This window comes from Bartonella sp. Raccoon60 (assembly GCF_002022585.1).
In the GTDB taxonomy this organism is placed as follows: Bacteria; Pseudomonadota; Alphaproteobacteria; order Rhizobiales; family Rhizobiaceae; genus Bartonella; species Bartonella rochalimae.
The window spans coordinates 578,474-603,894 of sequence record NZ_CP019786.1 but is presented as its reverse complement, the minus strand read 5'-3'; the positions used below and the strand labels follow the sequence as shown (position 1 = coordinate 603,894).

The 25,421-nt window shown below is 32.6% G+C and carries 20 protein-coding genes, 2 tRNA genes and 1 pseudogene; 10 read left to right on the top strand and 13 right to left on the bottom strand.

The features are described 5' to 3' along the window. Nucleotides 1–3: 3 nt before the first annotated feature. From rnr to Bra60_RS02645, 5 genes are all read left to right on the top strand, one after another. Complete coding sequence (rnr, locus tag Bra60_RS02665; RefSeq protein WP_078698047.1) at nucleotides 4–2,274, top strand: ribonuclease R; 2,271 nt, start codon at nucleotides 4–6, stop codon at nucleotides 2,272–2,274. Nucleotides 2,275–2,833: 559 nt separating this feature from the next. Then, nucleotides 2,834–4,006, top strand: a complete 1,173-nt coding sequence (locus Bra60_RS02660; protein WP_078688519.1) for an MFS transporter — start codon at nucleotides 2,834–2,836, stop codon at nucleotides 4,004–4,006. Nucleotides 4,007–4,108: 102 nt separating this feature from the next. Further along, entirely contained in the window at nucleotides 4,109–4,276 is a 168-nt protein-coding gene (gene rpmG / locus Bra60_RS02655) for a 50S ribosomal protein L33 (RefSeq protein ID WP_035005904.1), read from the top strand. A gap of 969 nt (nucleotides 4,277–5,245) precedes the next feature. Continuing rightward, nucleotides 5,246–5,812 (top strand): thermonuclease family protein, encoded by a 567-nt coding sequence (locus tag Bra60_RS02650; RefSeq protein WP_078698046.1) that lies wholly within the window; start codon nucleotides 5,246–5,248, stop codon nucleotides 5,810–5,812. Between the two features lie 48 nt (nucleotides 5,813–5,860). After that, the gene (locus Bra60_RS02645; protein WP_078688517.1) at nucleotides 5,861–6,496 is read left to right on the top strand and encodes a uracil-DNA glycosylase family protein; all 636 of its coding nucleotides are present in this window, start codon (nucleotides 5,861–5,863) and stop codon (nucleotides 6,494–6,496) included. Between the two features lie 666 nt (nucleotides 6,497–7,162). Here Bra60_RS02645 and cobT read toward each other — a convergent pair. The 6 genes from cobT to Bra60_RS02615 all read right to left on the bottom strand — a co-directional run bounded on the left by cobT (nucleotide 7,163) and on the right by Bra60_RS02615 (nucleotide 13,297). Then, nucleotides 7,163–8,152 carry a nicotinate-nucleotide--dimethylbenzimidazole phosphoribosyltransferase gene (gene cobT / locus Bra60_RS02640; RefSeq protein WP_078688516.1) on the bottom strand — a complete coding sequence of 330 codons (990 nt, stop codon included), beginning with the start codon at nucleotides 8,150–8,152 and terminating at the stop codon, nucleotides 7,163–7,165. Nucleotides 8,153–8,499: 347 nt separating this feature from the next. Continuing rightward, on the bottom strand, nucleotides 8,500–9,480 hold the full coding sequence (gene dusA, locus Bra60_RS02635; RefSeq protein ID WP_078698208.1) for a tRNA dihydrouridine(20/20a) synthase DusA: 981 nt from the start codon (nucleotides 9,478–9,480) through the stop codon (nucleotides 8,500–8,502). A 649-nt stretch (nucleotides 9,481–10,129) separates the two neighbouring features. After that, nucleotides 10,130–10,202, bottom strand: a tRNA-Thr gene (locus Bra60_RS02630). Nucleotides 10,203–10,353: 151 nt separating this feature from the next. Continuing rightward, entirely contained in the window at nucleotides 10,354–11,712 is a 1,359-nt protein-coding gene (accC, locus tag Bra60_RS02625; RefSeq protein ID WP_078688515.1) for an acetyl-CoA carboxylase biotin carboxylase subunit, read from the bottom strand. Nucleotides 11,713–11,726: 14 nt separating this feature from the next. Next, nucleotides 11,727–12,209, bottom strand: a complete 483-nt coding sequence (gene accB, locus Bra60_RS02620; protein WP_078688514.1) for an acetyl-CoA carboxylase biotin carboxyl carrier protein — start codon at nucleotides 12,207–12,209, stop codon at nucleotides 11,727–11,729. 218 nt (nucleotides 12,210–12,427) lie between these two features. Continuing rightward, nucleotides 12,428–13,297, bottom strand: a complete 870-nt coding sequence (locus Bra60_RS02615) for a DsbA family protein (protein WP_078688513.1) — start codon at nucleotides 13,295–13,297, stop codon at nucleotides 12,428–12,430. A gap of 259 nt (nucleotides 13,298–13,556) precedes the next feature. Between Bra60_RS02615 and glpD the strand changes: the two genes are divergently transcribed. Beyond that, the gene (glpD, locus tag Bra60_RS02610; protein WP_078698045.1) at nucleotides 13,557–15,098 is read left to right on the top strand and encodes a glycerol-3-phosphate dehydrogenase; all 1,542 of its coding nucleotides are present in this window, start codon (nucleotides 13,557–13,559) and stop codon (nucleotides 15,096–15,098) included. 932 nt (nucleotides 15,099–16,030) lie between these two features. Continuing rightward, a pseudogene (locus Bra60_RS02605) lies at nucleotides 16,031–16,812 on the top strand (N-acetylmuramoyl-L-alanine amidase). Between the two features lie 634 nt (nucleotides 16,813–17,446). On the opposite strand, the gene Bra60_RS02600 reads toward Bra60_RS02605, so the two are convergent. The 4 genes from Bra60_RS02600 to folE all read right to left on the bottom strand — a co-directional run bounded on the left by Bra60_RS02600 (nucleotide 17,447) and on the right by folE (nucleotide 20,299). After that, the gene (locus tag Bra60_RS02600; RefSeq protein WP_035005916.1) at nucleotides 17,447–17,938 is read right to left on the bottom strand and encodes a hypothetical protein; all 492 of its coding nucleotides are present in this window, start codon (nucleotides 17,936–17,938) and stop codon (nucleotides 17,447–17,449) included. Between the two features lie 140 nt (nucleotides 17,939–18,078). Then, complete coding sequence (locus Bra60_RS02595; RefSeq protein WP_371326058.1) at nucleotides 18,079–19,251, bottom strand: alpha/beta hydrolase; 1,173 nt, start codon at nucleotides 19,249–19,251, stop codon at nucleotides 18,079–18,081. 205 nt (nucleotides 19,252–19,456) lie between these two features. After that, nucleotides 19,457–19,541 (bottom strand) — tRNA-Leu (locus tag Bra60_RS02590). A 143-nt stretch (nucleotides 19,542–19,684) separates the two neighbouring features. Then, nucleotides 19,685–20,299 carry a GTP cyclohydrolase I FolE gene (gene folE / locus Bra60_RS02585; protein ID WP_035005920.1) on the bottom strand — a complete coding sequence of 205 codons (615 nt, stop codon included), beginning with the start codon at nucleotides 20,297–20,299 and terminating at the stop codon, nucleotides 19,685–19,687. Nucleotides 20,300–20,420: 121 nt separating this feature from the next. Here folE and Bra60_RS02580 point away from each other — a divergent pair, with 121 nt between their 5' ends. The 3 genes from Bra60_RS02580 (at nucleotide 20,421) to thrS (ending at nucleotide 23,290) form a co-directional block, all read left to right on the top strand. Beyond that, nucleotides 20,421–20,858: an iron-sulfur cluster assembly scaffold protein gene (locus Bra60_RS02580; protein WP_078688511.1), complete on the top strand. Its 438-nt coding sequence runs from the start codon at nucleotides 20,421–20,423 to the stop codon at nucleotides 20,856–20,858. Continuing rightward, the gene (gene yidD, locus Bra60_RS02575; protein WP_035005923.1) at nucleotides 20,851–21,195 is read left to right on the top strand and encodes a membrane protein insertion efficiency factor YidD; all 345 of its coding nucleotides are present in this window, start codon (nucleotides 20,851–20,853) and stop codon (nucleotides 21,193–21,195) included. The genes Bra60_RS02580 and yidD overlap by 8 nt, the downstream gene beginning before the upstream one ends. Nucleotides 21,196–21,325: 130 nt before the next feature. Next, nucleotides 21,326–23,290, top strand: coding sequence for a threonine--tRNA ligase (thrS, locus tag Bra60_RS02570; RefSeq protein WP_078688510.1), 1,965 nt, complete (start codon nucleotides 21,326–21,328; stop codon nucleotides 23,288–23,290). 47 nt (nucleotides 23,291–23,337) lie between these two features. Here thrS and Bra60_RS02565 read toward each other — a convergent pair whose 3' ends face one another. The 3 genes from Bra60_RS02565 to Bra60_RS02555 all read right to left on the bottom strand — a co-directional run bounded on the left by Bra60_RS02565 (nucleotide 23,338) and on the right by Bra60_RS02555 (nucleotide 25,388). Continuing rightward, nucleotides 23,338–23,841, bottom strand: coding sequence for a MerR family transcriptional regulator (locus Bra60_RS02565; RefSeq protein WP_078688509.1), 504 nt, complete (start codon nucleotides 23,839–23,841; stop codon nucleotides 23,338–23,340). Nucleotides 23,842–24,030: 189 nt separating this feature from the next. Beyond that, the gene (locus Bra60_RS02560) at nucleotides 24,031–24,342 is read right to left on the bottom strand and encodes an integration host factor subunit alpha (RefSeq protein WP_035005927.1); all 312 of its coding nucleotides are present in this window, start codon (nucleotides 24,340–24,342) and stop codon (nucleotides 24,031–24,033) included. A gap of 74 nt (nucleotides 24,343–24,416) precedes the next feature. Then, nucleotides 24,417–25,388: a beta-ketoacyl-ACP synthase III gene (locus tag Bra60_RS02555; protein WP_078688508.1), complete on the bottom strand. Its 972-nt coding sequence runs from the start codon at nucleotides 25,386–25,388 to the stop codon at nucleotides 24,417–24,419. Between the last annotated feature and the right edge of the window lie 33 nt (nucleotides 25,389–25,421).

Below are 25,421 nucleotides of genomic sequence, written 5' to 3'. Positions count from 1 at the left end.
ATTTTGGCTAAAAGCGAGAAAAAAACAAAATATTTTCAACTATCTAATACTAAGAAGCTACCTAGTAAATCAGAAATTTTATCCTTTATCACTCATAATCCGAACCAATCGAGTAAACGAAAAGTTGCTAAAGCTTTTAACTTGAATAGTGATTCTCATATGTGGTTAAAAGATATATTGCGTAACTTAAAAGATAACTATGCAATACCAAAAAAACGTAAAAATTTAAGCATCAAAAAGGGATTACCATCAATTACTTTAGTCAAAGTTAGTGCTCTTGATAAAGATGGTGACTTTATTGCAGAACCTCTTGAATGGCCCAATGATCCAAAGCCTAATATTCAAATTTCTTCTTCTCATCACATAAGAGGAGCAAGCATTAGTATTGGAGATCACATCCTTGTAAAAATTTTTCGAAATAAAGTTTTGCAAAATCTTTCTTATACAGGACGAATCATCCGCAAGATTGATAAGAAAAAAAGAAATATGCTTGGTATAGTGAGAGAATTAGAAAATGGCGAATGGCATATAGATCCCATAGAACGTAAAAATAACGAGCTTATTATTGATATTTCTACGAACATAGATATTAAAGCTGGTGATCTTGTCGAAATTGAAATTAAAAATAGTACTAACTACAGATTCAAACAAGCAAAAGTAAGAAATATTTTAGGGCACATTGATAATGAAACAAATCTTTCAATGATTGCCCTTATATCAAAAGAAATTCCTCATATTTTTCCCTCAGATGTCCTTGAACAAGCTGAAAATATAAAACCTGATAACGCTGTTAACCGCGAAGATTGGCGACAATTACCGTTTATTACAATTGACCCCCCAGATGCAAAAGACCATGATGATGCAGTTTATGCAATAAAGGATGAAAGTCCTGCCAATAGCGGAGGTTGGATTATCATTGTCGCAATTGCGGATGTTTCTTGCTATATACAAACAGGAAGTATTCTAGATCAGGAAGCATTAAAACGAGGAAACTCTGTTTATTTTCCTGATCGTGTCGTACCAATGCTTCCAGAATGTATTTCTAATGATCGCTGTTCATTGCACGAAGGAAAAGATAGACCTGCACTAGCTGTTCGTATGATTTTTGATGCGAATGGAAACAAACGTAAACATAGTTTCCATCGTATTGTAATGCGTACGGCAGCCAAATTATCCTATCAAGAAGTACAATGTGCAATTGAAGGAAAGACAAATAAAAAAACAGCTCCCTTACTTGAAAACATTTTACAACCATTATGGGGTGCTTATTCCTGCCTTAAAATTGCGCGCAATCACCGACAACCATTAGAATTAGAAATACCAGACAAAAAGATTATTCTTGATCAAAATGGATACATTCAAGATGTTGTGATGTTATCTCATCTAGAAGCACATCGATTAATTGAAGAGTTCATGATACAAGCGAATGTTGCAGCTGCTGAAACATTAAAAGGACATCATCAACCTCTCATTTATCGTATTCATAGTAAGCCATCTCTTGCACAACAGGAAATGCTCCAGAACTTTCTTCAAAGTCTAGGAATTTCACTTGCACGAGGAGCTGAACTTACATCGGCACAGCTTAATAATATTCTTACAAAAACTATGAATACGCAACAAGAGGAGTTAGTAAATCAGATTATTTTGCGCTCACAATCTCAAGCCGAATATAGTCCTAAAAATATAGGCCACTTTGGTTTAAATCTGCCTAACTATACACATTTTACCTCACCAATTCGCCGTTATGCTGATTTAATTATTCACCGAGCGCTTATAAAAGCTCTGAAATTGGGTAATGATGGGCTCACAGATGAACAAGAGAAAAATTTTGCAAAAATCGCCACTCAAATTTCTTTATACGAACGCCGCGCAATGATGGCAGAACGAGAAACTGTTGATCGACTTGTTGCACATTATTTAGCTAATAAAATTGGACACTCATTTACAGCCCGTATTTCAGGAGTTACAAAAGCAGGTCTTTTTATCGCACTTGATAAATTAAATGCAGATGGTTTTGTGCCTATTTCTACACTTAAAAGTGATTATTACTATGTTGACGAAGTACAGCATACCCTTATAGGAAAACGTAGCCGTAAATGTTATCAACTTGGTGATGTAGTCGAAGTAAAAATTTTAGAAGTCCAACCTTTTTCTGGTGCTTTATGTTTTGAAATGTTAACAAAACCTCGTCTCATAACTTCTTTACCTATCTCCTACCACAAAAATAAATCTATAGTGAAAAAACGCAATTATGTTTCTGATAAAAAAAGATAACCTTCAATAAAAGATCGCAAAATTAGAATTATATCTCTGCACACAAAGATTAAAAGCTATGATAAATCCATAATAATATTTAATTTTAAAAACTAATTGATTGTTGATAACATTAGTATCAAATATTTTAAGCTTATTATACAAAAAGTTGTTTAAGAAAAATCTTCATTTTTAATATCTTTTTAAAAAGATGTCTTAATTTAAGAAGAACTATATAGCCAACATTTTTAAAGTAATGGATTATTTAAAAATCTCTTGTCATTTTATTATTATTTGATGCATACTGTTTCTTTTTTTAGCTCTATATGATAAATTTCTATGATTCTCTTTTGATTAAGAAAAGGTCAAAAAATTTTACATTAAATATACCATAAAATATGCAACATATAGACTTATCTACCTTTTATCATCTAAAAATCTACACAATTACCCCACAGACTATGTGCTACGCTGTAAATGCTATTTTTTTAATCGCAATTTTCTTTTTCTATTTTCAACAAAATTTATTACTAATCATATGATCCAAATATAACACTATAATTTTAATTAAACTCCCCTCATGATGAACAAAACCTTCAACTTCCCAAATAGTTCTTTGCATGCAATTATTGCCTCGATTACGACCATTGGTACTGTCGGTGTAGCATTAGGAATGGGAACACAACTTATTTCGTTGCTAATGACTGAAAAAGGATTATCAAATAGTATCATCGGTTATAGTGGAGGAGTCGGAGGAATTGCAACAATTATTGCAGCTGCTCTAACTGCCCGAATCGCCTTATATTTCGGTGTCGTCGAATCAATATTGCTTATGATGATTATTGGTTCTCTAAGTTTTTTAGGATTCTATTTTTTTGAATCAATATGGATTTGGTTTATTTTGCGATTTACACTACATTTCGCTATGACAATTATATTTATTCTATCAGAATTCTGGATTAATAATGCATCTCCACCTCACAGACGCAGTTTAGTAATTTCTATCTATGCTATTACTTTAGGTCTTGGATTTATTTTAGGCCCAATGCTGCTAGAAAAAATAGGAACACAAAATTTTATACCTTTTGGTGCCGGCTGCCTTCTTATTATAATTGCTATCATACCCCTTCTCTTTGCCTGGAAATTGAGCCCCAAATTTCAGAGTAAGGAAAATACGGCGTTTTTTTCACATATTTTACGTATTCCTACCTCAACAATAGCAGCACTTATTTATGGCGCTATACAAATGGGAACGTTAACACTTATAACACCTTTTAGCTTATCAATTGGATATAATACAAATGAAACCATACATTTTATGGAAATTCTTGCTCTTGGTAATATTCTCCTTTTAATTCCTATCAGCCTCATAAGTGATTATTTAAAAGATAAGCGCTATTCTCTTATAGGATGCGCTATTTTAGGATTGATTGGAACTCTCATTATACCGCAGATAGCAGAACATAAACTGATTTTGATGATTGATCTTTTCTTCCTTGGTGGAATACCAGCAGGTCTTTATACAATTGGCCTAGCACAACTTGGTGAATGCCTTAAAGGACAAGAGCTTGCTGCAGCTAATTCTGCTTTTATTTTTTGCTATGGAATTGGTATACTGATTGGACCAGCTATTATTGGTCAAACAATGGATATTTTAAAACCATTTGGTTTTTCTTTGGCAATTGCCTGTTTTTTTAGCTTATATATTATTTTAGTGCTTATTCAATTAATGAGAAAATCAAACAACTCTTGACTTTTTGTAGAACATCCGTAGTGTCATATATAAAATGTAATTGCATCAAAAATAAATTTTGATAGCGAAGTAATATTATTTTACTATAATAGGACTCTTATTATGGCTAAGGCAGCAACTATTAAGATTAAGCTTTTATCAACTGCAGATACTGGCTTTTTCTATGTAACAAAGAAAAATAGCCGCACAATGACAGATAAAATGAGTAAACGTAAATATGACCCAATTGTTAAAAAGCATGTTGATTTTAAAGAAACAAAAATTAAATAATTAGTCTTTCGTTTAAATTATTAAAATTAAGAATGCCGTGTAAATAAAAACGCAGAATATATTGCAGTGTTCTTGATAATTTGGCTTTTTTACAAAAGCTCTTTTATTATTAACCCCCTAATAAAAAAGGGGAATGTGATTGTATTCTTTTAAGATAAATGTCTAGCTTTTCTAGCTAAAGTCTCAACCTTTATTTTGCAAAAATTCATTACTCACAGCAGTCTCAAAGAGTGATATATTACTAAGTGTATTAGTTATATAAACTATCTTGATCAATACAAACCTAAGTACTCATAATTAATTATTATTGGAAAATAATTATTTAATCTTCTCACTGACGCTGCATTTTCCGATATCAATCATCTTCCACGTGTCAGTCATATAAAATAATTAGCAAGTATTCTTTCAGACCCTCAAGCTACCTATAATGATAAATTTGTTGCTTAAAGGCAAATATATTCTCAAGAAGTTCTTTCTATATGTCAATATATCAGAATAGCAATCATCATAGGTAAAAAAGGACATTGTATATGGGCTGATGAAAATGATATTAGATCTTTTATCAGAAGGAATTTTAAGCGCCTATATACGTAAAATTTGCGCTATTCGCAAATTGTTTCTCTTTGTTCGATGAACAAAAATACATAAATAATCTACCTGATCAGATTGATATTTATGCCCAAGAGAAGACTTATATAAGTTTTTATTTATGCTTAAAGGAGCTGGATCTACAAATAAAACTTTATCAAATACTCCACCTTTACTATCACATAATCATTTAATTAATTTTCTATAGGATAAAATTCATAGATGAGAAACAACAGCCTGTCTTCCCTACCATCTTGCTATTGTATATATTTATTTATAGATAGAGCATAATGAATATTTTTCAAAATGAAACAGTTATTACAAATTACCAGTATTTTATCTTAACTCATCCCATAAATATATTGTTACAATTTTTATCTCATGAAAATAAATAATTCTCCTTCTAATCCGAATATTTTTAGCAAAAAACTTATTATTTTCAGTATTGTTATAATAAATATTGTTCTTATTCATGGAACAATTTATTCGAGATGTACTGCAGCACAAATCAATAACATAATTTCTGTTCCCCAAAAATCTATAAAAGGTAAGGCATTGGTCATTGATGGTGATTCAATTAAGATTTCTGATAACATAATTCGACTTGCAGGAATCGATGCTCCTGAACTCAATCAATTTTGCGGCATAAAAAAAGAACGCTACGCATGCGGCTTGCAAGCAAAAAAAAAATTAGAAAAACTTATAGCTCATCAATCTGTTACATGTTACTGGTCTAAAAAAGACAACTATCATCGTATTCTTGCCATATGTAGAACAAAAAAAGTTAATAGCATTAACGCAGCGATGGTACGCAATGGTTGGGCTGTCAGTTTTTATAACTATCCTAAAGAAGAACAAAAAGCTAAAAGACAAAAAAAAGGAATATGGCAGTTAAGTTTTCAAAATCCGCAAGAATGGCGTAAAACTCATCCCCGCATAAAAAAATAAAGTAATCTCTTTATTCCATAAAAATATCTTTTTAATTTCTTATTTATTATGAATAAAGAACAATGTGAGCATATTATAAAATTAGAAAAAGATATTCATTCTTGCCGTGTTTGTATCAAACATCCACATTATCTTCCTCCCCTTCCCCATGAACCAAGGCCTGTTGTCTATTTATCTAATACTGCTTCTATTGCAATTGCAGGTCAAGCACCAGGATTGCGTGTGCATGAAAGTTTGATCCCTTTCAATGATCGTTCTGGCGTAAGATTACGTAATTGGCTCGGTGTAACCAGTGATGAATTTTACAATAGATCTCTATTTGCTATTGTTCCTATGGGATTTTGTTTTCCTGGCTATGCCCCAAATAAATCTGATTTGCCTCCAAGAAATGAATGTCAAGAAATATGGCATGAAAAAGTATTTCAGGCTATGCCGCAAATAAAACTTGTTCTTGCTGTTGGAAGTTATGCGCACAAATGGCATATCACAAACCTAAAATATAAAACTGTCTCGGAAACCGTCAGTGATTGGAAAAACATACTATCCATACGTCAACCTCGAGGATATAATGTTATGCCTTTACCCCACCCATCATGGCGAAATACTTTTTGGTTAAAAAAACACCCATGGTTTAATGATGAGCTTATTGTATATCTTCGCTGTTTAGTCCGTAAATTCTTATGAATTTGATAGTATATTAATTTTTTATCAAATTAGTTAACTTTAACAAAGTTTATAGCCCCTATAAACAGTGTAAGGAATTATCAATATCAAATATAATAAATTAATCATGATAGCTTTATAATATAAAGCTGAGTTCACCATGCATAAAGCAGCATTCTTTATCTAATATTGTAACATCTAATATCCCAGTGAAATTGTTAATAAAAGCTCTACTTAACTAAAATGCTATTATTTAATTTGAATAGCATCTAATCTTAAATATGAATTCACTAAAAGAAGATTTGAAATTTATAACCTATAAGATTATTACCTAATTGTATTAATAGCCACTAGTAAAGCTAATATACTCAGCATATGTTGAAATAATTAATAATCACTAAAACTCCAACTGATACGTTCTAAGTTTAGATATCATAAAATCTGCAATTCAGTCTTGATATCCTTTTTAAAAACTGAAAAATATCAAATCAACTAACTCAAATGAAAAAAGTAATCTGAGGTATCGATTTTTAAAAATTATACCATCAAAATATTATGCGAAAAAATGAACGATTTTAGGAAACTTGAATTTTATAGTTTAATAAAGTTTTTATTTTCTAGAAAATTATATTTTTAAAGTTGTTTAATATTTATGATCACATTCTTACTTTTTAATACTCAGTTTTTCTACTCAGACGGTCCCATTTGCGTATGAACTAAGACGGCCGCTTTAACAATACCAGCTGCTATAGCTGCACCTGTTCCCTCACCAAGACACATGTCTAAATCCAAAAGTGGTTCTTTCCCAATTTTTTCTAAAAGTTTACGATGAGCTGTTTCAGAAGAAACATGCCCAACAAGTGTATGATCAAGAGAACTTGGATTTATTTTATACAGCACTGCTGCTGCTGCTGTCGCTATAAACCCATCTAAAATAACTGGAATTTTTTCCATTCTTGCAGCTAAAATAGCCCCTACCATAGCAGCAATCTCACGCCCTCCTAAGCGACGCATAATTTCAAAAGGATCATTTAAATAGTTCTTGTGTAAAGAGACTGCTGTTTTTACAGCCATAACCTTGCGCTGATAAAATTCTCCTACAGCTCCCATACCAGATCCGACCCATTCCTCAGCTTCTCCACCAAACAAAGCAAGACATAAAGCTGAAGCTATAGTCGTATTGCCTATTCCCATCTCTCCAACACATAAGAGATCTGTTCCTCCGGCTATTGATTCCATTCCAAATGCCATTGTTGCGGCTGCACTGCGCTCATCCATTGCCGCATCTTTTGTAATATTCATTGTTGGATATTCTAATGCCAAATCATATATTTTCAATCCAAGATCATAAGCTACACAAATCTGATTGATCGCAGCACAACCTGTTGTAAAATTTTGTACCATCTGTTGTGTTATAGATTGTGGAAATGGTGTAACACCCTCATCAGTAACCCCATGATTGCCAGAAAAAATAGCAACTAGAGGCTTCATTATAATTGGTTTTTCTTCTCCTCTCCAACCCGCATACCAAACTGCAATATCTTCCAATTTTCCTAGTGCACCCTTTGTTTTCACTAATTGTGCCTGCCGTTTTTTTGCTAAAGTTATTGTAAATTCATCAGCAATAGGTAAATTTATTAATAAAGCACGAAAATCATCAAATGGCCTAGCAATCATGAAAATACCTTTTCGAATCTACAATATATAATTAGAACTTTTTTTACAGATAGGATATAAATAATTTATTGTTTTTTTTCATATTACAAATGTAAGATGCGCCACTTAATAAGTATCTAGGATGATAGAGAGCAAATGTTGAAACTCTTTTAAAAGATGAAACTGATATATCGCTGTATACAATTATTGCAGTAAACTTTTACATTTTTTAACCTTTAACAAAGATTAACTCTGATCAACTAAGATATTTATTTTATCTCTTTCTTGAAGAACTGCAATTTTCTAATAATTATTCATAAATTATAACTTAATTTATTATATAATATTAAAATATTGATCAAATTATCTTAACTGATAGCAGCAAAAGCTTCTTTTAAAATATGCACATTAGCATCCGTCTTTGTTGCATTATGTGATAATATTTGTCGCCATCGTCGTGCACCATCACGCCCTTGAAACAAACCAATCATATGTCGTGTAATATGAGAAAGACGTCCTCCTGAAGCTATATGTTTGGCGGTGTAATCACACATAGCATTAATAAGATCATAATCACTAAGATTATTCTGCGGTTCACCATATATTTCAGAATCAATAAGGTTCAGCCAAATAGGATTATGATAAACTTGTCGTCCAACCATAGCGGCATCACATGATCTTAAGTGCTCTTTAATTTCACTAATTGATTTTATTCCACCATTTAATCCAATAAAATTATTTTTATATTTACGCTTTAAATTATAAACCCTTTTATAATTAAGTGGTGGAATATCACGATTTTCTTTTGGACTTAATCCTTTTAACCACGCTTTGCGTGCATGTACCCATAGCGCATCACAGCCAGCATTCCATACACGATCAGCTAAAAAGTCTAAAGCCAATTTTTCATCCTGATCATCTACACCAATACGACATTTAACAGTCACAGCTATAGTAACAGTTCGTTTCATCTCTTCTACAGCTCGCGCTACAATATCAGGATGCAACATTAAACAAGCACCAAATATACCTGCCTGAACACGATCTGATGGACAACCAACATTTAAGTTAATTTCGTCATAACCAAAGTCTTCGGCAATACGTGCAGCTTCTGCCAATTTTTTTGGATCTGATCCTCCTAATTGTATTGCAATTGGATGTTCTTCATCACTGAAAGCCAATAATTTTTTACGGATACCGTAAATCACAGTATCAGCTACGAACATTTCAGTATAAAGCAACGCCTTTTTCGTCAAAAGACGATAAAAAAATCTGCAATGCCGATCTGTCCAACCCAACATTGGTGCCACAGCAAATTTTACTAATGGTGGAGAATGATAAAATGTCATAGGAATATTATTCATATATCTCTATTATTATCTTATTAAGCAAACAAATAACCTCCCCTTCCTCTTCTCCTCATATAGATATTTTATTCTCTCTCATTGCTGAAAAAATAAAACATATAACTTCTTATTTGATGATTTATCTTTTTTCTAAAATAATTTTTGAATCTATATATATCCGCATATCTAGTTTTTCTCATTAATCAACTAATATATCTTAAATAGTAAAATTCAATGTTATGATTCAACATATTTCATAAAATATATAGCATTTTAAAATATCTCTAATTTATAAGATTTTGTAAGTGAAAATTGAGAATACTATTTTCAATAGAATCTATCTAACTTTTTGGAAAACATCTATAATTTGATACATCTAATAATGCATAAAATTTTATTTATATAAAATATGTAAAGAGCACCACCACACCAATATCACTTTTTCATATGCTTACTGGCACGGTAGGTAAAATCATAAAATACAAAATGAAAACCAGAATTATGCTGATGAAAAGCCTTTTTATATCTAACACAATGCTCCAAAGGATATTATCAAAACTATATAGATTAAATAAAGTAGTGTGGAAAAAAAATTCTAGCATTCATTCCAAAAAAAAATATTATATTTCAATATGTTAAATACAAAAAACGGTGCCCCCAGAGAGACTCGAACTCCCGACCCCCTGATTACAAATCAGGTGCTCTACCAACTGAGCTATAAGGGCACATTATATTGGAAATAGCATAAACTTACAAAAAGGCAAATAAAAAATTATGAATGTGATTTACTATTGAAAGATATATCTAAGCCAAATTAATCGGATGTGTATTATAATGCCTATATTGATAAACAAGTATTGTTTATAAATTTACTCCTTATAAATCGAAAGAGACTGATTTATCAGAAAGATATTTTTCCAACCAATGAATATCATAATCACCATTAGCAATATCTTTATTGTCAATAAGATCACAAAATAAAGGTAATGTAGTTTTGATACCATCAACCACAAACTCACTTAAAGCACGCCGTAAACGCATCATACATTCCAAACGTGTACGACCATGAACAATCAGTTTTCCGATTAAGCTATCATAATAGGAAGGAATACGATAGCCTGAATAAGCCCCTGAATCAACACGAACTCCTAGCCCTCCAGGTGTATGAAAATGGGTAATAAGTCCTGGAGATGGTGTAAAATTAATTGGGTCTTCAGCATTAATGCGGCATTCAATAGCATGGCCAGAAAAGTGGATATCTTTTTGGGCAACTGAAAGCCCTAAACCAGATGCAATATGAATTTGTTCATGAACTAAATCTATACCTGTAATTGCTTCAGTTACAGGATGCTCAACTTGTAAACGTGTATTCATCTCGATAAAATAGAATTCACCATTTTCGTAAAGAAACTCAATGGTACCCGCCCCACGGTATCCAAGTTTTGCACAGGCATTTGCAACAATATTACCAATTTTTTTCCGCTCAGCTTCATTAAGTACAGGAGAATGCGCTTCTTCCCATACTTTTTGGTGGCGCCGTTGAAGTGAACAATCACGTTCTCCTAAGTGTATAGCATTACCAGCTCCATCACCTATGATCTGAATTTCAATATGACGTGGTTTTTCTAGATATTTTTCAATATAAACTGAATCATCATTAAAAGCAGCACTAGCTTCTGAACGTGCTGTTTTGAAAGCTGCTAAAAGTTTTTGCTCAGAATGAGCAACTTTCATACCCCGTCCACCACCACCTGCAGAAGCCTTAATAATAACTGGATAGCCAATTTCATTAGCAATGCGCAGAGCTTCTTTTTCTTCAACTATAGCGTTATCAGAACCTGGAACGACAGGAATACCAAGGCTTTTAGCAGTTTTTTTAGCTTCTATTTTATCACCCATAATACGAATATGTGCTGCTGTTGGACCAATAAATGTAATATTATGAGCTTCCAATACATCTGCAAACTTTGCATTTTCAGAGAGAAATCCATAACCTGGATGAACAGCATCCGCTCCTGTAATTTCACACGCCGAAATAATTTGATAAATATTTAAATAAGAATCCCGAGAATGTGGAGGACCAATACACACACTTTCATCAGCAAGCCGAACATGCATAGCATCAGCATCAGCAGTTGAATGAATAGCTACAGTTTTAATTCCAAGTTCTTTACACGCTCGCAGAATGCGAAGAGCAATTTCTCCTCGATTAGCAATGAGGATTTTTTGTATCATGACTGCCCCTCGTTTTATTCCACTATAATAAGTGGTTCATCAAATTCAACTGGTTGACCATCTGTAACTAAAATAGCAGTCACAGTACCTGAATGCGGTGATGAAATTTGATTCATCGTTTTCATTGCTTCAATAATCAGTAAAGTTTGGCCTTTAGAAACATTTTGCCCTACTTTTACAAAAGGTTGTGCACCTGGCGCAGGAGCAAGATATGCTGTACCAACCATTGGAGATACTACCTCATTTTTTGATTTTTCTTTTTTTATAGAATCTTCAGTTGTCGGAAGTGAAGAAGGACCTACTATAGAGCCAGACATAGGTGCATAAATTGTTTGTGCAGAAGAAGAAGTGTTTTGGCGCGCTACACAAATGCGAAATCCGTCTTGTTCAATTTCAATATTGGTCAAATTTGTATCATTCAAAATTTCAGCAAGGTCGCGGATAATTGCTGTATCAATCCCAGTACACTGCTGAGTATCTGTTTTTTTTATTGCCATTTTATTCCTAACTCCTTGACCGATAAAATTTCTAATACTTACTATCCTTATGACTAAATATCTTTTAAATTTTAATGAAGTTTCCCCTAATCATTGTGTTCACATTGTCATTAAATTAAACTGCAATACAAATCCACACTTATAAATCTGTTAACAAAAAAATCAAAGAATCAATATATTGGTGTATTTCTCAATAATCTCATTGAGAAAAGAAAAGTTCATTGTGCATCTTCTATTGCTGCTTGCAAAATACTTTTTTCTACAGCTCCACTAAATATTTTATCTCCAATGATATAAGCGGGGGCACCAAGAATATTCAAGGCAGAAGCGATTTTAAGATTTTCTTGAAAGAATTTCTGTAAGTTTGAGCTTTGGATTGCATTCCGTAGCTCTTTTTCATTGGCTCCTAAAGAAACTGCTACTTTTATAGCTTTAGCTTCATTTGCACGGCCTTGGCTCATTAAGAGTTTTTTATGAAACTGAAAATACTTCTCTGGAAAGAGTTTTCTAAAAACATAAGCAATAATATGTGTTTCTACGGAATCAGGCCCTAAAATTGGTAAATCTTTGATAACTATTCGTAGATCTGGATATTCTTGTATTAGACTTATTAAATCTGAATAGGAACGTTTACAATACCTACAATTATAATCAAAAAATTCAACAAGCACTATTTTTCCATTTGGATTTCCTAAAATAGCATCATGAGGAGATTGAAAAATTTCCTTTTCTAATAACTTAATGATTTCAGATTGTTTTTGAGCTTCCTGCTGACGGCGTTGTTCAAATTTTTCTTGAAGGATAAATTGCATTTCAATCATAATCTCCGGATTATTAAGGAGATAGTCTCTTATAATCTGTCGAATATAATCATCACTGATGCTTTTTGTGCTTTTTTCGCTAAACTTCGACAAAAAATCAGAATCTTCTAAAAGTTGTATTTTAAGATTTTCTATGGTTAGATGGTTCGATGTTTGTTCTTTTGTTTGCGCGTATGACAAAAACAAATACATAAAAACGCTCAAAATAAACACCATTAAAAAAATTTTCATGAATGGTAATTTTAAATGTTGAGCTTGATCGATCATTTATCTGTCTTTGTATTTAGCTTAAGTATTTATAAACTTATATGATAAAGTATCATATTTATGCAACAAACCAATTAAATTATAATATATAATTTAGCGAATTATGGAGATAACCTGTTCTCTATTATCTGATAAACAGAATATTTTCATGCATATTTTCGTATTTTTTTGTTAAAAGAAATATCAAAATATTTGATATAAAGCATTTACCTTAATCGCTCAAATATTGGCATCATTAACTCCTGTAGGCCAACTTAATATGAAAAAAGAAAAAACAATGAAAGCCATGGTGCATTATGATCTATTTATTATTGGTGGTGGAATAAATGGGTGCGGAGTAGCCAGAGATGCAGCTGGTCGTGGATTTAATGTTGGCTTAGCTGAAATGAATGATCTTGCATCCGGTACATCAAGTGCATCAACAAAGCTTATCCATGGTGGTCTTCGTTATCTTGAACACTATGAATTTAGATTAGTTCGTAAAGCATTGAAAGAACGCGAAATTATTTGGCGTATGGCTCCGCACATTGTACATCCTATGCGCTTTATCCTACCTTATCATAAAAAATTACGGTCTTCTTGGATATTACGTTTAGGACTTTTTATTTATGATTATCTTGGCGGTTGGAATCAAATATTTCAGCGTACCAAAATGATTAATTTTTCAAAAAATTTTTGTACTTCTCTTAAAAAAAATTATCATAAAGGTTTCGAATATTCTGATGCGATAGTAGATGATGCTCGCTTGGTCATTGCTAATGCGCGAGATGCAGAAAAATGGGGAGCCGATATAAAAGTACGAACAGAAGTTCTATCCTTAAAAATAGAAGGGAGCAAATGGCTTATTACTCTTCATGATAAATTAAATGATAAAAAATACTGCGTTACCGCTTCTTATATTGCGAATATGGTTGGTCCTTGGATTAATCATGTTTTAAAAAATGTTTTAAACTCTACAGAACTTCCTCCAATGCGGCTTGTTAAGGGATCCCATATTTTGATTCCAAAACTTGATATGCATAATCGCGCTTATATTTTACAAAATAATGATAATCGTATTATTTTCGCTATTCCATATCAGGAAGAATTTACATTAATCGGAACAACAGATTGTGATTATCAAGGTAATCCTACTGATGTATCTATTAGTGATGAAGAAATCGATTATATTTGCGCAGTAGCAAACGAATATTTCACACAACCGATATTGCGTGAAAACATTATATGGACTTATTCGGGTGTTCGTCCTCTTTATGATGATGGTACTTCAATGGCTCAAGAAATAACACGTGATTATGTCCTCAAAGAAATAGGAACAGAGAATACACCTAAAATTCTTAATTTGTATGGTGGAAAAATAACGACTTATCGCACATTGGCTGAAGATGTAATGAAATTTATTGAAAAAGCGCTTGGTCCTAAGAAAGGACCATGGACACTGAACTCTGTTCTTCCTGGAGGCGATTTTCCATATAATAGATTAGATATGATTGAAAACAGAATTTCTGTTTTACTTCCAGATCTAGATGCTTTTACTTGCCGTAGGCTTGCTTGTTCCTATGGTTCAGAAACATTTATAATATTTGCGAATGGGAATGTGGATAAAGGGAAATATTTTGGACATGGGCTTTATGAAATAGAAGTGAAATGGTTAATGGAAAAAGAATGGGCAAAAACATGTGAAGACATATTATGGCGCCGTTCAAAACTTGGCCTTTTTTTTACTAAACAAGAAACTGATGCTCTTGCTAAATATATAGAAGGTAAAAAAGAAAATGGATTAAAGAATATCTCTCTTTAGATTATATAAAATTTTATACCTGAATTTTGATGATCTTATAAAAAATTTTTATAATTAAATATTTCTATAATAACTTGTATCATTCAATTTATTCTAATTTCAAATCTCATTGATCACTTCGATAGCGTTTCTCATTATGGTACTTATAGCAGCTAGTGTAAAAATAACTGCTGATAAATTAGAATATTATATATATCTTGTAATTTTATGATAAGAGTATTTATAAATCTTTTAGAAAAAGAAGTGATTATTGTATCAGTGAAATTTATATTCTATTGAAATGATCTAAAATCTTGTTTTATTAAGCGATATCAAGAATAATATGTAGTAATAATTTACAATAAAAATAATTATTAATTTTATATAACTTAAATATTACAATGCAATTTACCAGAAATATTTAGTCTCAATAAATTAGCTTATACTTATATGTTAACCACTATAAAGCCTTACGTTAGTTAATAAACAGGTATAAGCGTTTAAGGCTATATCTCCTGTTACATCCAATATCCCTAATCCGCAAATATCTCGAAAGTGAACAACCTGTTGACTTCTATAGATAACTCCCAAATCAAATACAAACAACATCAGTACCATAAATATTCTTATTTTTGATCTCCTCCTAATTAAAACACATATTGCTAAAGAGAATAACTGAACTTTCTAGATCTCAAAATGAATATGAACTATATTATCATATGGATTTTTAATGTATATAATAGCAATAAAAAAGATTTATTTTTAATAATTATATTGGACAATTATAAGTATATTTTAAAAAATAATTATTAAATTACTTCTATCGTATTCTTCTTTTTTCTATTAATTAGATAATATGTCTTGGTTATTATTTTTATAATAAATAAAATTAATTATTGTAATAATATATAATATCGTTATACTATAATTAAAATTAAATAAAGGGGGGTATTATGCATAAAATCGATTATAATAGCTATCGTACTGTAAAGGGTTTTAATCGTCGGGTTCGCTTTCTAGTAATGCATTACACTGCAGCCAACTTTAAATCATCTGTTATAACTCTCACAGGACCTTCAGTCAGCGCCCATTATCTTGTTCCTGATCCTTCAGAACAGACATACATTGATGCAGGTTTTAAAGATATGCGCATTTTTATTTGGTTGATGAAAATGAGCGAGCCTGGCATGCTGGCATTAGTTCATGGGCTGGACGTAATAATTTAAATGATACAGCTATTGGAATTGAAACAGTTAATCTAGCAACCGATAACAACGGGAAGTTTACATTCCCGCCTTTTCATCCAAAGCAAATTGATGCAATTAAAGAACCTGCATTTAACATTCTTCAACGTTATCCAGATATTTCACCAACTAATGTTGTTGGCCATAGTGATATTGCTCCTGGGAGAAAAATGAATCCAGGTGCAGCTTTTCCGTGGAAAAAACTTTATGATTCAGGTATAGGAGCGTGGTACGATGCCGTACAAAAAGATTTTTATCAAGAAGAGTTTACTAGAGATCCTTCATTTTTCGCAAAAGCAAAAGAAGAAGTTATAGCTAAACTGAAAAAGTATGGATACGATACTTCAGGTGCAAATACTGAAAGTGAGTATAAAAATTTGATTATGGCGTTCCAGCTCCATTTTCGTCAAGAAAACTATAATGGACTTTTAGATATTGAGACCGCAGCAATTATTTACGCATTGGTAGAAAAATATTTCCCATCAAAATAATTTAGCTTAGTTTAAATTAAAATATATGTGATTGTTACAGAAGATTTTTTGCCTTCATAGAATTATTAGCTTTAATGATTAAAGTGATATACTTTAATTTTATGAGTATCACAACTTATTTATATTGCTAATTTAGAATAAATAAAAGGAATAGATAAAAGCTTTTTTCTAATCCTTTTATCCTTTATAATTATAAAGAATTTCATTTAGCCTTAAAGCGAATTTTAAAGAAAGAGAAAAACTGAATATATTTTTAGCTTTTAAATATATAAAATAGCCAATATATAAATTTTAGTTGGATTTCATAATCAAGCCTAAATTAGACTTTTAGCCATATTAATGATTTCGTCTAGGATCCAATAAATTTTTCCTCAAATTTTTATAATTAAAGAATCAAATTAAAATACCTTTAAATATGATAGAAGGTAATAATATCTTTTTAGAATTATTTTTTCGACAATATCAACTCCTAATACTTATTTTTGTTAAATGAAATGTTCTTTCTTTTTTATGAAATTATTTAACAATAAGTACAGAAAATCTATGTCTCTTTTTTTAGTGATGTTATCTAATTTAATCCACTTATAAAATTTATAAATTACCATAATTTTAGCTTGTATTTTGAACTGCATTATTATTTTTCAAAGAGATGCGGATTCTCAAAAGCAAGATTCTGCCGTGCTTTTTGTAATCGTTGAATAATATCATCAATTTTGGATGAAGAGTAAGATATCTCCTGATTATCAGTTAATGAATTTTGTTTTTCCGCACCTTCATAAAAATACTGAATTTGTGATTGAATCGTTCGTATTTCTTGAAATAAAAGGCGACTAGTTTCTTTAAAACCATTATTAAGTGAAAAAATTTGATCGGAAATTGACATTAAAATTTGTTTTAAAAAATGCTCGTTTTCTTGACGTTTGCGATATTCTAAAACAAGAGCATAACTTATTTCATCTAACTGCTGTTTAGTGGAATCAATTTTATGCAATAAATCCGGTGCTCCATTTATATTAGCTTTTTTTATTTTCAAAAGCATAGCATAAATATTTAATAGTCTAACAGCAGAATAAGACAAATAATCAACTAATGTAAGTGTTTTAGTATAGTATTTTCGTTGAACCATTATAACTCTACCTAATGATTAGTTGTATACATTTATTCCACTATTCATTTCAAATCCTATAGAGTTATTCTAAAAAAAGTGCTAAAAAAATCTCTTTTCTAATTTATTAATATTAAATTATTATATTTGATCTTTTATATTTAATAATTAGTTAATGGAGATAAGAGGCGTATAGGCGTATAAAGAATAAAACTCGCTGTTTTCTTTAAAATATTGTTACCATCAGCAAGAATCGCCTCACTAGGTGATAATTCTGTTTCTTGCATAATTGTTGAAGCTAAAGATCCTTCTCGAGATAGAGCCATTAATGTTGGAGAAGATGCAAATACATTATGCGTCCCACCATCAACATTAGATAAATCAAGAATAGCTATTCCATTCTTCCGCAATATTTCAATATTTGAACCATCTCCTACACGAGGATGTCCACCTGTAAGACGACTTGAAACAGCAAGAGCTTTATCCTTACGAGATACCAAAATGGCTGTTGGCTGAGGTAATATTTTAATATCATTAAGTTGACGCTCAAATACATCAAGGTCAATATCAGGTGCTGCCATTAAAAAACTCGTATTACGTTGAATGATTTTATATTTTCCTTGTAACGCTAGAGTTCTAAATGCTTCCATCGTAACGAAATTACCCATAGAGTGAGCTATAATTGAAACCTTCTCAGCATCTGTTTCACTGATAGTAATCAAAAGTTCTATCAGTCCATCACGCGCAAAATTAGCGCTATCACGATCATAAATATAAAGAGGTATTGCACCAGCCGAAGGCCATGAATAGTGCACATTAACAACATTCAAGGAATAATCGTAAGCAAATTGAGCAGTACGGAATGTGCCATCCGCAAAATTGTTATTGTAACCATGAATAAAAAGGAAAATTTCTTTTTTTCCTTTTGCTTTTTTTGCTAACGCAACATTTAATTGCTGTTTAAACTGTTCTTTATTATCATATTTTTGCAAAGCGACTGCTGCAAAATATTTATCATGACTAGGCTTATAGGCATTTGTTTCAACCATACCTTTCACATGTTGTTGAGGAATTCCTACATCAACACGATTGTAATGTACTGTATTTGATCGTTCTGCTCCATAAGGTTGAGAATAATTATCCTGCATCATACGACTTGTAGCAACGTACACTGGGATAATAGCTTTCGGAAGAATTTGCCCTTCAACCTTTCGCTGTGTAGCAACCATAGACGGTGTCGCATGTATTCCATGCCAAAGTACAGCACGCGAGCTACCGCATGCAACCAACAAAATAGCACAAATAAAAAGAACTAAATGCCTCAACAGTAACATACTTCTCACTGCAACACTACCTAATCTTATCAGATAAACAAGAACTCATATTTCGTACCTATAATGATAACATAAGATACAGTTTCTAATAACCTGCAAAAAGGGAATTATTATATAAAACATTTTTAAAATGTGCAAACAAGCATTGAATGCCTACTATTACAGCTTTTATCTTACTTTAAATACCAATCATAAAAGATATAAATGGTGCGGTCGAGAAGACTCGAACTTCCACGAGTTGCCCCACAGCGACCTCAACGCTGCGCGTCTACCAATTCCGCCACGACCGCACACGACAGAAGAAAATACATCAGTCTTCGCATTTAACAAATCATACAATAGGGTACAAGTTTATTTTTATATCACCGTAATTTATTTTACACTACTTCAATTTAACAATGCAAATCCTTAAAATGCATATTTTCTATATTACCTAGCGTATCAATGACATAAAACTATCTTGTGCCATTTGATTAGTTTGATAATACCCATGAAAACTTGTTGTAATAGTCGTAGCACCTTGCTTTCGTATTCCTCTCATACCCATGCACATATGTTCAGCCTCAATCACTACAGCAATACCACGAGGCTTTAGATGTGTCTTTAAAGCATCAACTATTTGAGCTGTCATGGTTTCTTGTGTTTGTAAACGACGAGAAAAAACATCTACAATACGCGCAATTTTTGAAAGCCCAACAACTTTTTTATCAGGAAGATAAGCAACATGAGCTTTACCAATAATTGGAAGCATATGGTGTTCACAATGTGAATAAAAAGAGATATTCTTCAATATAACTGGTTCACTATATCCTGAGACTTCTTCAAAAACTGTAGCCAAAATTTCTTTAACTGATTCGTTATAACCACTAAAAAGCTCACGATATGCTTTAGCAACACGACTTGGAGTATCTAATAGCCCTTCTCGATTTGGATTTTCTCCTATCCATAACAGTAATGTGTGAATTGCCATTTCCACTTCTTCAACACTAGGCTTTTTTTGCTCAGAGAAAAATGAATTAGTTGCTCCTCCTTTTATGATATCACACATTTAAAAACTCCAACTTATTACGTAGTAAGACATATATATGTACATATGCATTTTTATAATCTTTATATAAATGAATTAAAAGTTTAAATAGCAATAACTCTTGAAAGTCAGATAATAACTTATGATTGACAACATATATAGTAATAAAATACTTGAACATGCTGCACATATAAGCAGAATTGGTCGCCTTAACAATCCAGATGCAACATCAAAAAAATATGCACGCTTTTGTGGATCGACTGTTACCGTAGACCTAAAAGTAGAAAATAGCACCATCATAGATTTTTCTCATGAGATATGCGCATGTGTACTTGGACAAGCTTCATCTTCTATTCTCGCAAATCATATCATTGGTCAAAAAACGCAAGATCTTAAAATATTATATGAAATTATTCAGCATATGTTAATAAAGGATGGCTCTCCCCCTTCACCTCCATTTGAGGAATTTGCCTGTTTAAAACCTATTAAAAACTATCAAACACGTCATGCATCGGTAATGCTTACTTTTGATGCAGTTATAGATTGTATTAAACAAATTGAAGAAAAAATGAATGGCTAAACAACACGTCAAAACAAATAAAAAACACACAAGAAACTATACAGGACCTTGGCAGAAAACACCTGGACGATTACTTGGTATTGGACTCATACGTTTTTACCAAATAACTCTATCTAGCTTTATAGGTATTCATTGTCGTCACAGACCAACCTGTTCAGAATATACCTACGAAGCAATTGCGCGCCATGGTTTATGGGCAGGCGCATGGATGGGACTTTTTCGTCTTATACGTTGTTGTCCTTTTGGAACAACTGGCTTTGATCCAGTACCAACCTCTATTGAAAATTCCTACAAGCCTTGGTACTATTGGAAAATTTCTATTAAACGTAATAAATAATTCTTTCTTTTTTAACGCATAATGCATAAAAAAGAATTGATGAATCAGCTTATTAGCTTTAATTGATTATTGCTAAATGTTCACGAAACCATCTGCATTCGTTAGCAGAATTGGATTAAAAGGGTTCTTTATGTCTCGCTCTATTTCTCTTTCTTTTCCTGATGGCTCAAAGCGCGATTACCAAACAGAAACAACTGGTTTAGAATTAGCTGAATCTATTTCTAAGTCTCTTGCAAAAAAAGCAGTTGCTTATAGTCTTAATGGAGTTATTAGAGATCTTTCAGACCCATTAGAACAATCTGGACAAGTAGAAATCATCACCCGCGATGATCCACGCGCTCTTGAATTAATACGCCACGATTGCGCGCATGTTTTAGCTGAAGCAGTACAAGAGCTTTTTCCGGAAACACAAGTGACAATCGGCCCTGTTATTGAAAATGGTTTTTATTATGATTTTGCACGTAAACAACCTTTTACATTAGATGATCTGATTACTATTGAAAAAAAAATGCGTGAAATTATTCAACGCAATAAACCTTTTAGAAAAGAAATTTGGTCTCGTGAAAAAGCTAAAAAGATCTTTTCTGAAAAAAATGAACTCTATAAAGTCGAGCTTATTGATGCTATCCCTGATGATCAAGATTTGAAAGTCTATTATCAGGGCGACTGGTTTGATCTTTGCCGTGGCCCCCATATGCAATCTACTGGCCAAATTGGTAATGCATTTAAATTGATGAAAGTTGCAGGCGCTTATTGGCGTGGTGATGCCAATAATCCTATGTTAACGAGAATTTATGGTACAGCATTTACTAATGAAAATGACTTAAAAGCCTATCTTCATATGCTAGAAGAAGCCGAAAAACGGGATCATCGCCGTTTAGGACGAGAAATGGATTTATTCCACTTTCAGGAAGAAAGCCCAGGAATGATTTTTTGGCACCCAAAAGGTTGGAAAATGTTCCAAAATTTGATCAGTTACATGCGTCGTCGTCTCGACAATCATAAATATGCTGAAGTTCAGGCACCACAAGTTCTTGATAAGTCACTCTGGGAAATATCAGGTCACTGGGGATGGTATAAAGAAAATATGTTTAAAACAATTCCAGCTGCCGATGACTGGAATGATGAATATACTTACGCTCTAAAACCAATGAATTGTCCCGGCCATGTACAGATCTTTAAACACGGTTTAAAATCCTATCGTGATTTACCCGTTAGACTAGCTGAATTTGGCCTTGTTCATCGTTACGAGCCTTCAGGTTCTTTACATGGACTTATGCGAGTACGTAGCTTTACACAAGATGATGCACATATTTTTTGTACTGAAGAACAATTAGCTGATGAATGCCTTAGTATCAATGATTTGATTTTATCAACCTACGCAGATTTTGGTTTTAAAGAAATCAGTCTTAAGCTCTCAACGCGACCAGAAAAACGTGTTGGCTCAGATGAATTATGGGACCATGCTGAAAATATCATGACATCTGTTCTTAAAACTATTGAAGAAAAATCTTCAGGATGTGTTAAAATAAGCATTCTTCCTGGTGAAGGTGCATTTTATGGACCCAAATTTGAATATACACTAACAGATGCTATTGGCCGCGAGTGGCAATGTGGAACGACACAAGTAGATTTTAATCTACCTGAACGCTTTGGAGCATTTTACATTGATAAGGATTCAGAAAAACGCCAACCTGTTATGATCCACCGAGCTATTTTTGGTTCAATGGAGCGTTTTCTAGGTATATTAATTGAGAACTTTGCTGGTCACATACCATTCTGGCTTGCACCTCAACAGATTGTTGTGGCGACGATTACGTCCGATGCGAATGAATATGCAAAAAAAATAACAAAAAAACTCAAAGCTCTTGGTCTTTTAGCAAAACTAGATTCCCGCAACGAGAAAATTAACTACAAAATACGCGAACACTCTTTACAAAAAGTTCCTGTAATTTTGGTATGTGGCAAACAGGAAGCTCAAACAAATAGTGTTAATATGCGCCGTTTAGGAAGTATAGAGCAAACCTTTTTACCTGTAGAAAAAGTATTTGCGCAATTGCTAGATGAAGCAACACCACCAGATTTACGTTGTTAATCAACGCTTAATATCATAAAATAAAAATACTATATAATAGGTTGTTATTATCGAGCTTTGTCAAGAATACGTTTGCACTCAATTAACTCAAAGAGCACTTCCTGTAATAAGGCTTTATCAGTTTTATCTCGGTAATTATTTATAGTCCCCAAAGTAGCTTCTCCCTCATTCTTCATAAAACCCAAAAGCCCAAATGCTATTTTTTTTGGCTTAGCTGGCACAGATTCAGATTCTTGTTCTGCACATTTTTTTTCTATTAAAATATTCATAGCATTAAGATCACCTTTGCCAAGGTCAACAACAAAAGAAGCCCCCTTCTCTTTTAAAATACGTTGCACACCTTTTATAGTATAACCTTGTCCGTAAAGTAATTGTTTTATACCATTGAGCAAATCGATATCATTAGGGCGATAATAACGACGCCTCCCCCCACGCTTCAATGGTTTAATCTGAGGAAACCTTGTTTCCCAGAATCTTAATACATGCTGTGGAATCCCCAATAAATCAGCTACTTCACTAATTGTGCGAAAAGCATCGGGGCTTTTATCCATTTTATAATACCTCACCTAAAATTATATCAATATTTTACAGTTACTGATCAACTTCATACTGAGACTAATCACAATATAAAATCTCTCCAATAAGAAACTCTTCGCTTAAAATATAAGAGAAAAGAGTCTAATAAATGTAAAACTCTTTAACAAAGAACAAACATCTTAATATTGTCTATTAATATAAAATTATTTTTTCTTTGCGCGATGCGTATCCAAAATTCTTTTCTTGAGCACATTTGCAGCCTTGAATGTTACCACACGCCGTGGTGGAATCGATGCTTCAACGCCTGTTTTTGGATTGCGTCCAACTCGTTCACTTTTATCACGAACTTGAAAAGTTGCAAAAGAAGATAATTTAACCATTTCACCTCTGACGAGTGAATTGCATATTTCATCCAAGACTAACTCAACTAAATCGGCTGATTCAGTATGTGACAAGCCTACTTTTCTGCAAACCGCGCCAGCCAAATCTGCACGTGTTACTGTCTTACTTGTCATTATTCACCTATTAAATATTAAAAATTACGAAGAAATTTATACGTTTTATTTAAATATCGTCAAGCTGCTATAGCTTACCAGCGGATAAGAATTGCTCCCCATGTAAAACCTCCACCCATAGCCTCTAGCATAATAAGATCTCCTTTTTTAATCCTTCCATCTTGAACAGCAGTCGCTAAAGCTAACGGTACCGATCCTGCAGATGTATTACCATGCTGATCAATAGTAATAACAATCTGATCTTTGGTGATTCCTAGCTTTTTAGCTGATGCTTCAATAATACGTCTATTAGCTTGATGAGGTACAAACCAATCTAATTGAGAAGGTTTCATCCCAACTGCTGCAAAACAATCATCAACTACATCAGTTATCATACTAACTGCATGTTTAAAAACTTCCCGTCCATCCATGCGTAAATAACCTGTTGTTTGTGTTGTTGAAGGGCCACCATCAACATACAACTTATCTGCATATTCACCATCAGAACGCAATTTAGCCGATAATATACCAGAATCAGCGGAAGTGCCTTCAAATTCTTGCGCTTCTAAAATAGCTGCACCTGAACCATCGCCAAATAAAACACATGTTGTACGATCTTGCCAATCTAAAATTCGAGAAAATGTGTCAGATCCAATCACCAAAATCCTTTTTGCTACTCCACAGCGCAAATAAGCATCTCCCGTTACCAATGCAAAAATAAAACCAGAACAAACAGCTTGAATATCAAAAGCAAAGCCATGTTTCATTCCCAAAGCATGCTGAATTTCAACAGCAGAAGCAGGAAAAGTACGGTTAGGTGTTGAAGTTGCTAAAATAATACAATCAATATCCTTCACCGTCATACCAGCATTTTTCAAAGCGTCTTGTGCAGCTTGTACTCCTAAAGAAACAGTAGTTTCATTACTATCAGCAATATAACGTTGATGAATTCCTGTGCGTTGAACAATCCACGAATCAGATGTTTCAACCAACTTTGTAATCTCATCATTCGATACGTTTTTTTTTGGTAAGGCACTTCCCACACTACACAGAACTGATCGAATCATGTTGCCTTAACCTTCTCCTCTATACTGCAAATA

Excerpts from the sequence above, each read along its gene's own strand:
- Bra60_RS02660 (WP_078688519.1), top strand. The coding sequence starts at position 2,834 with ATGATGAACAAAACCTTCAACTTCCCAAATAGTTCTTTGCATGCAATT.
- Bra60_RS02600 (WP_035005916.1), bottom strand. The coding sequence starts at position 17,938 with ATGGTTCAACGAAAATACTATACTAAAACACTTACATTAGTTGATTAT.
- Bra60_RS02650 (WP_078698046.1), top strand. The coding sequence starts at position 5,246 with ATGAAAATAAATAATTCTCCTTCTAATCCGAATATTTTTAGCAAAAAA.
- cobT (WP_078688516.1), bottom strand. The coding sequence starts at position 8,152 with ATGATTGCTAGGCCATTTGATGATTTTCGTGCTTTATTAATAAATTTA.
- Bra60_RS02565 (WP_078688509.1), bottom strand. The coding sequence starts at position 23,841 with ATGGATAAAAGCCCCGATGCTTTTCGCACAATTAGTGAAGTAGCTGAT.
- glpD (WP_078698045.1), top strand. The coding sequence starts at position 13,557 with ATGAAAAAAGAAAAAACAATGAAAGCCATGGTGCATTATGATCTATTT.
- yidD (WP_035005923.1), top strand. The coding sequence starts at position 20,851 with ATGGCTAAACAACACGTCAAAACAAATAAAAAACACACAAGAAACTAT.
- Bra60_RS02555 (WP_078688508.1), bottom strand. The coding sequence starts at position 25,388 with ATGATTCGATCAGTTCTGTGTAGTGTGGGAAGTGCCTTACCAAAAAAA.
- Bra60_RS02645 (WP_078688517.1), top strand. The coding sequence starts at position 5,861 with ATGAATAAAGAACAATGTGAGCATATTATAAAATTAGAAAAAGATATT.
- rpmG (WP_035005904.1), top strand. The coding sequence starts at position 4,109 with ATGGCTAAGGCAGCAACTATTAAGATTAAGCTTTTATCAACTGCAGAT.
- accC (WP_078688515.1), bottom strand. The coding sequence starts at position 11,712 with ATGATACAAAAAATCCTCATTGCTAATCGAGGAGAAATTGCTCTTCGC.
- thrS (WP_078688510.1), top strand. The coding sequence starts at position 21,326 with ATGTCTCGCTCTATTTCTCTTTCTTTTCCTGATGGCTCAAAGCGCGAT.
- dusA (WP_078698208.1), bottom strand. The coding sequence starts at position 9,480 with ATGACATTTTATCATTCTCCACCATTAGTAAAATTTGCTGTGGCACCA.
- Bra60_RS02615 (WP_078688513.1), bottom strand. The coding sequence starts at position 13,297 with ATGATCGATCAAGCTCAACATTTAAAATTACCATTCATGAAAATTTTT.
- folE (WP_035005920.1), bottom strand. The coding sequence starts at position 20,299 with ATGTGTGATATCATAAAAGGAGGAGCAACTAATTCATTTTTCTCTGAG.
- Bra60_RS02595 (WP_371326058.1), bottom strand. The coding sequence starts at position 19,251 with ATGTTACTGTTGAGGCATTTAGTTCTTTTTATTTGTGCTATTTTGTTG.
- accB (WP_078688514.1), bottom strand. The coding sequence starts at position 12,209 with ATGGCAATAAAAAAAACAGATACTCAGCAGTGTACTGGGATTGATACA.
- Bra60_RS02580 (WP_078688511.1), top strand. The coding sequence starts at position 20,421 with ATGATTGACAACATATATAGTAATAAAATACTTGAACATGCTGCACAT.
- Bra60_RS02560 (WP_035005927.1), bottom strand. The coding sequence starts at position 24,342 with ATGACAAGTAAGACAGTAACACGTGCAGATTTGGCTGGCGCGGTTTGC.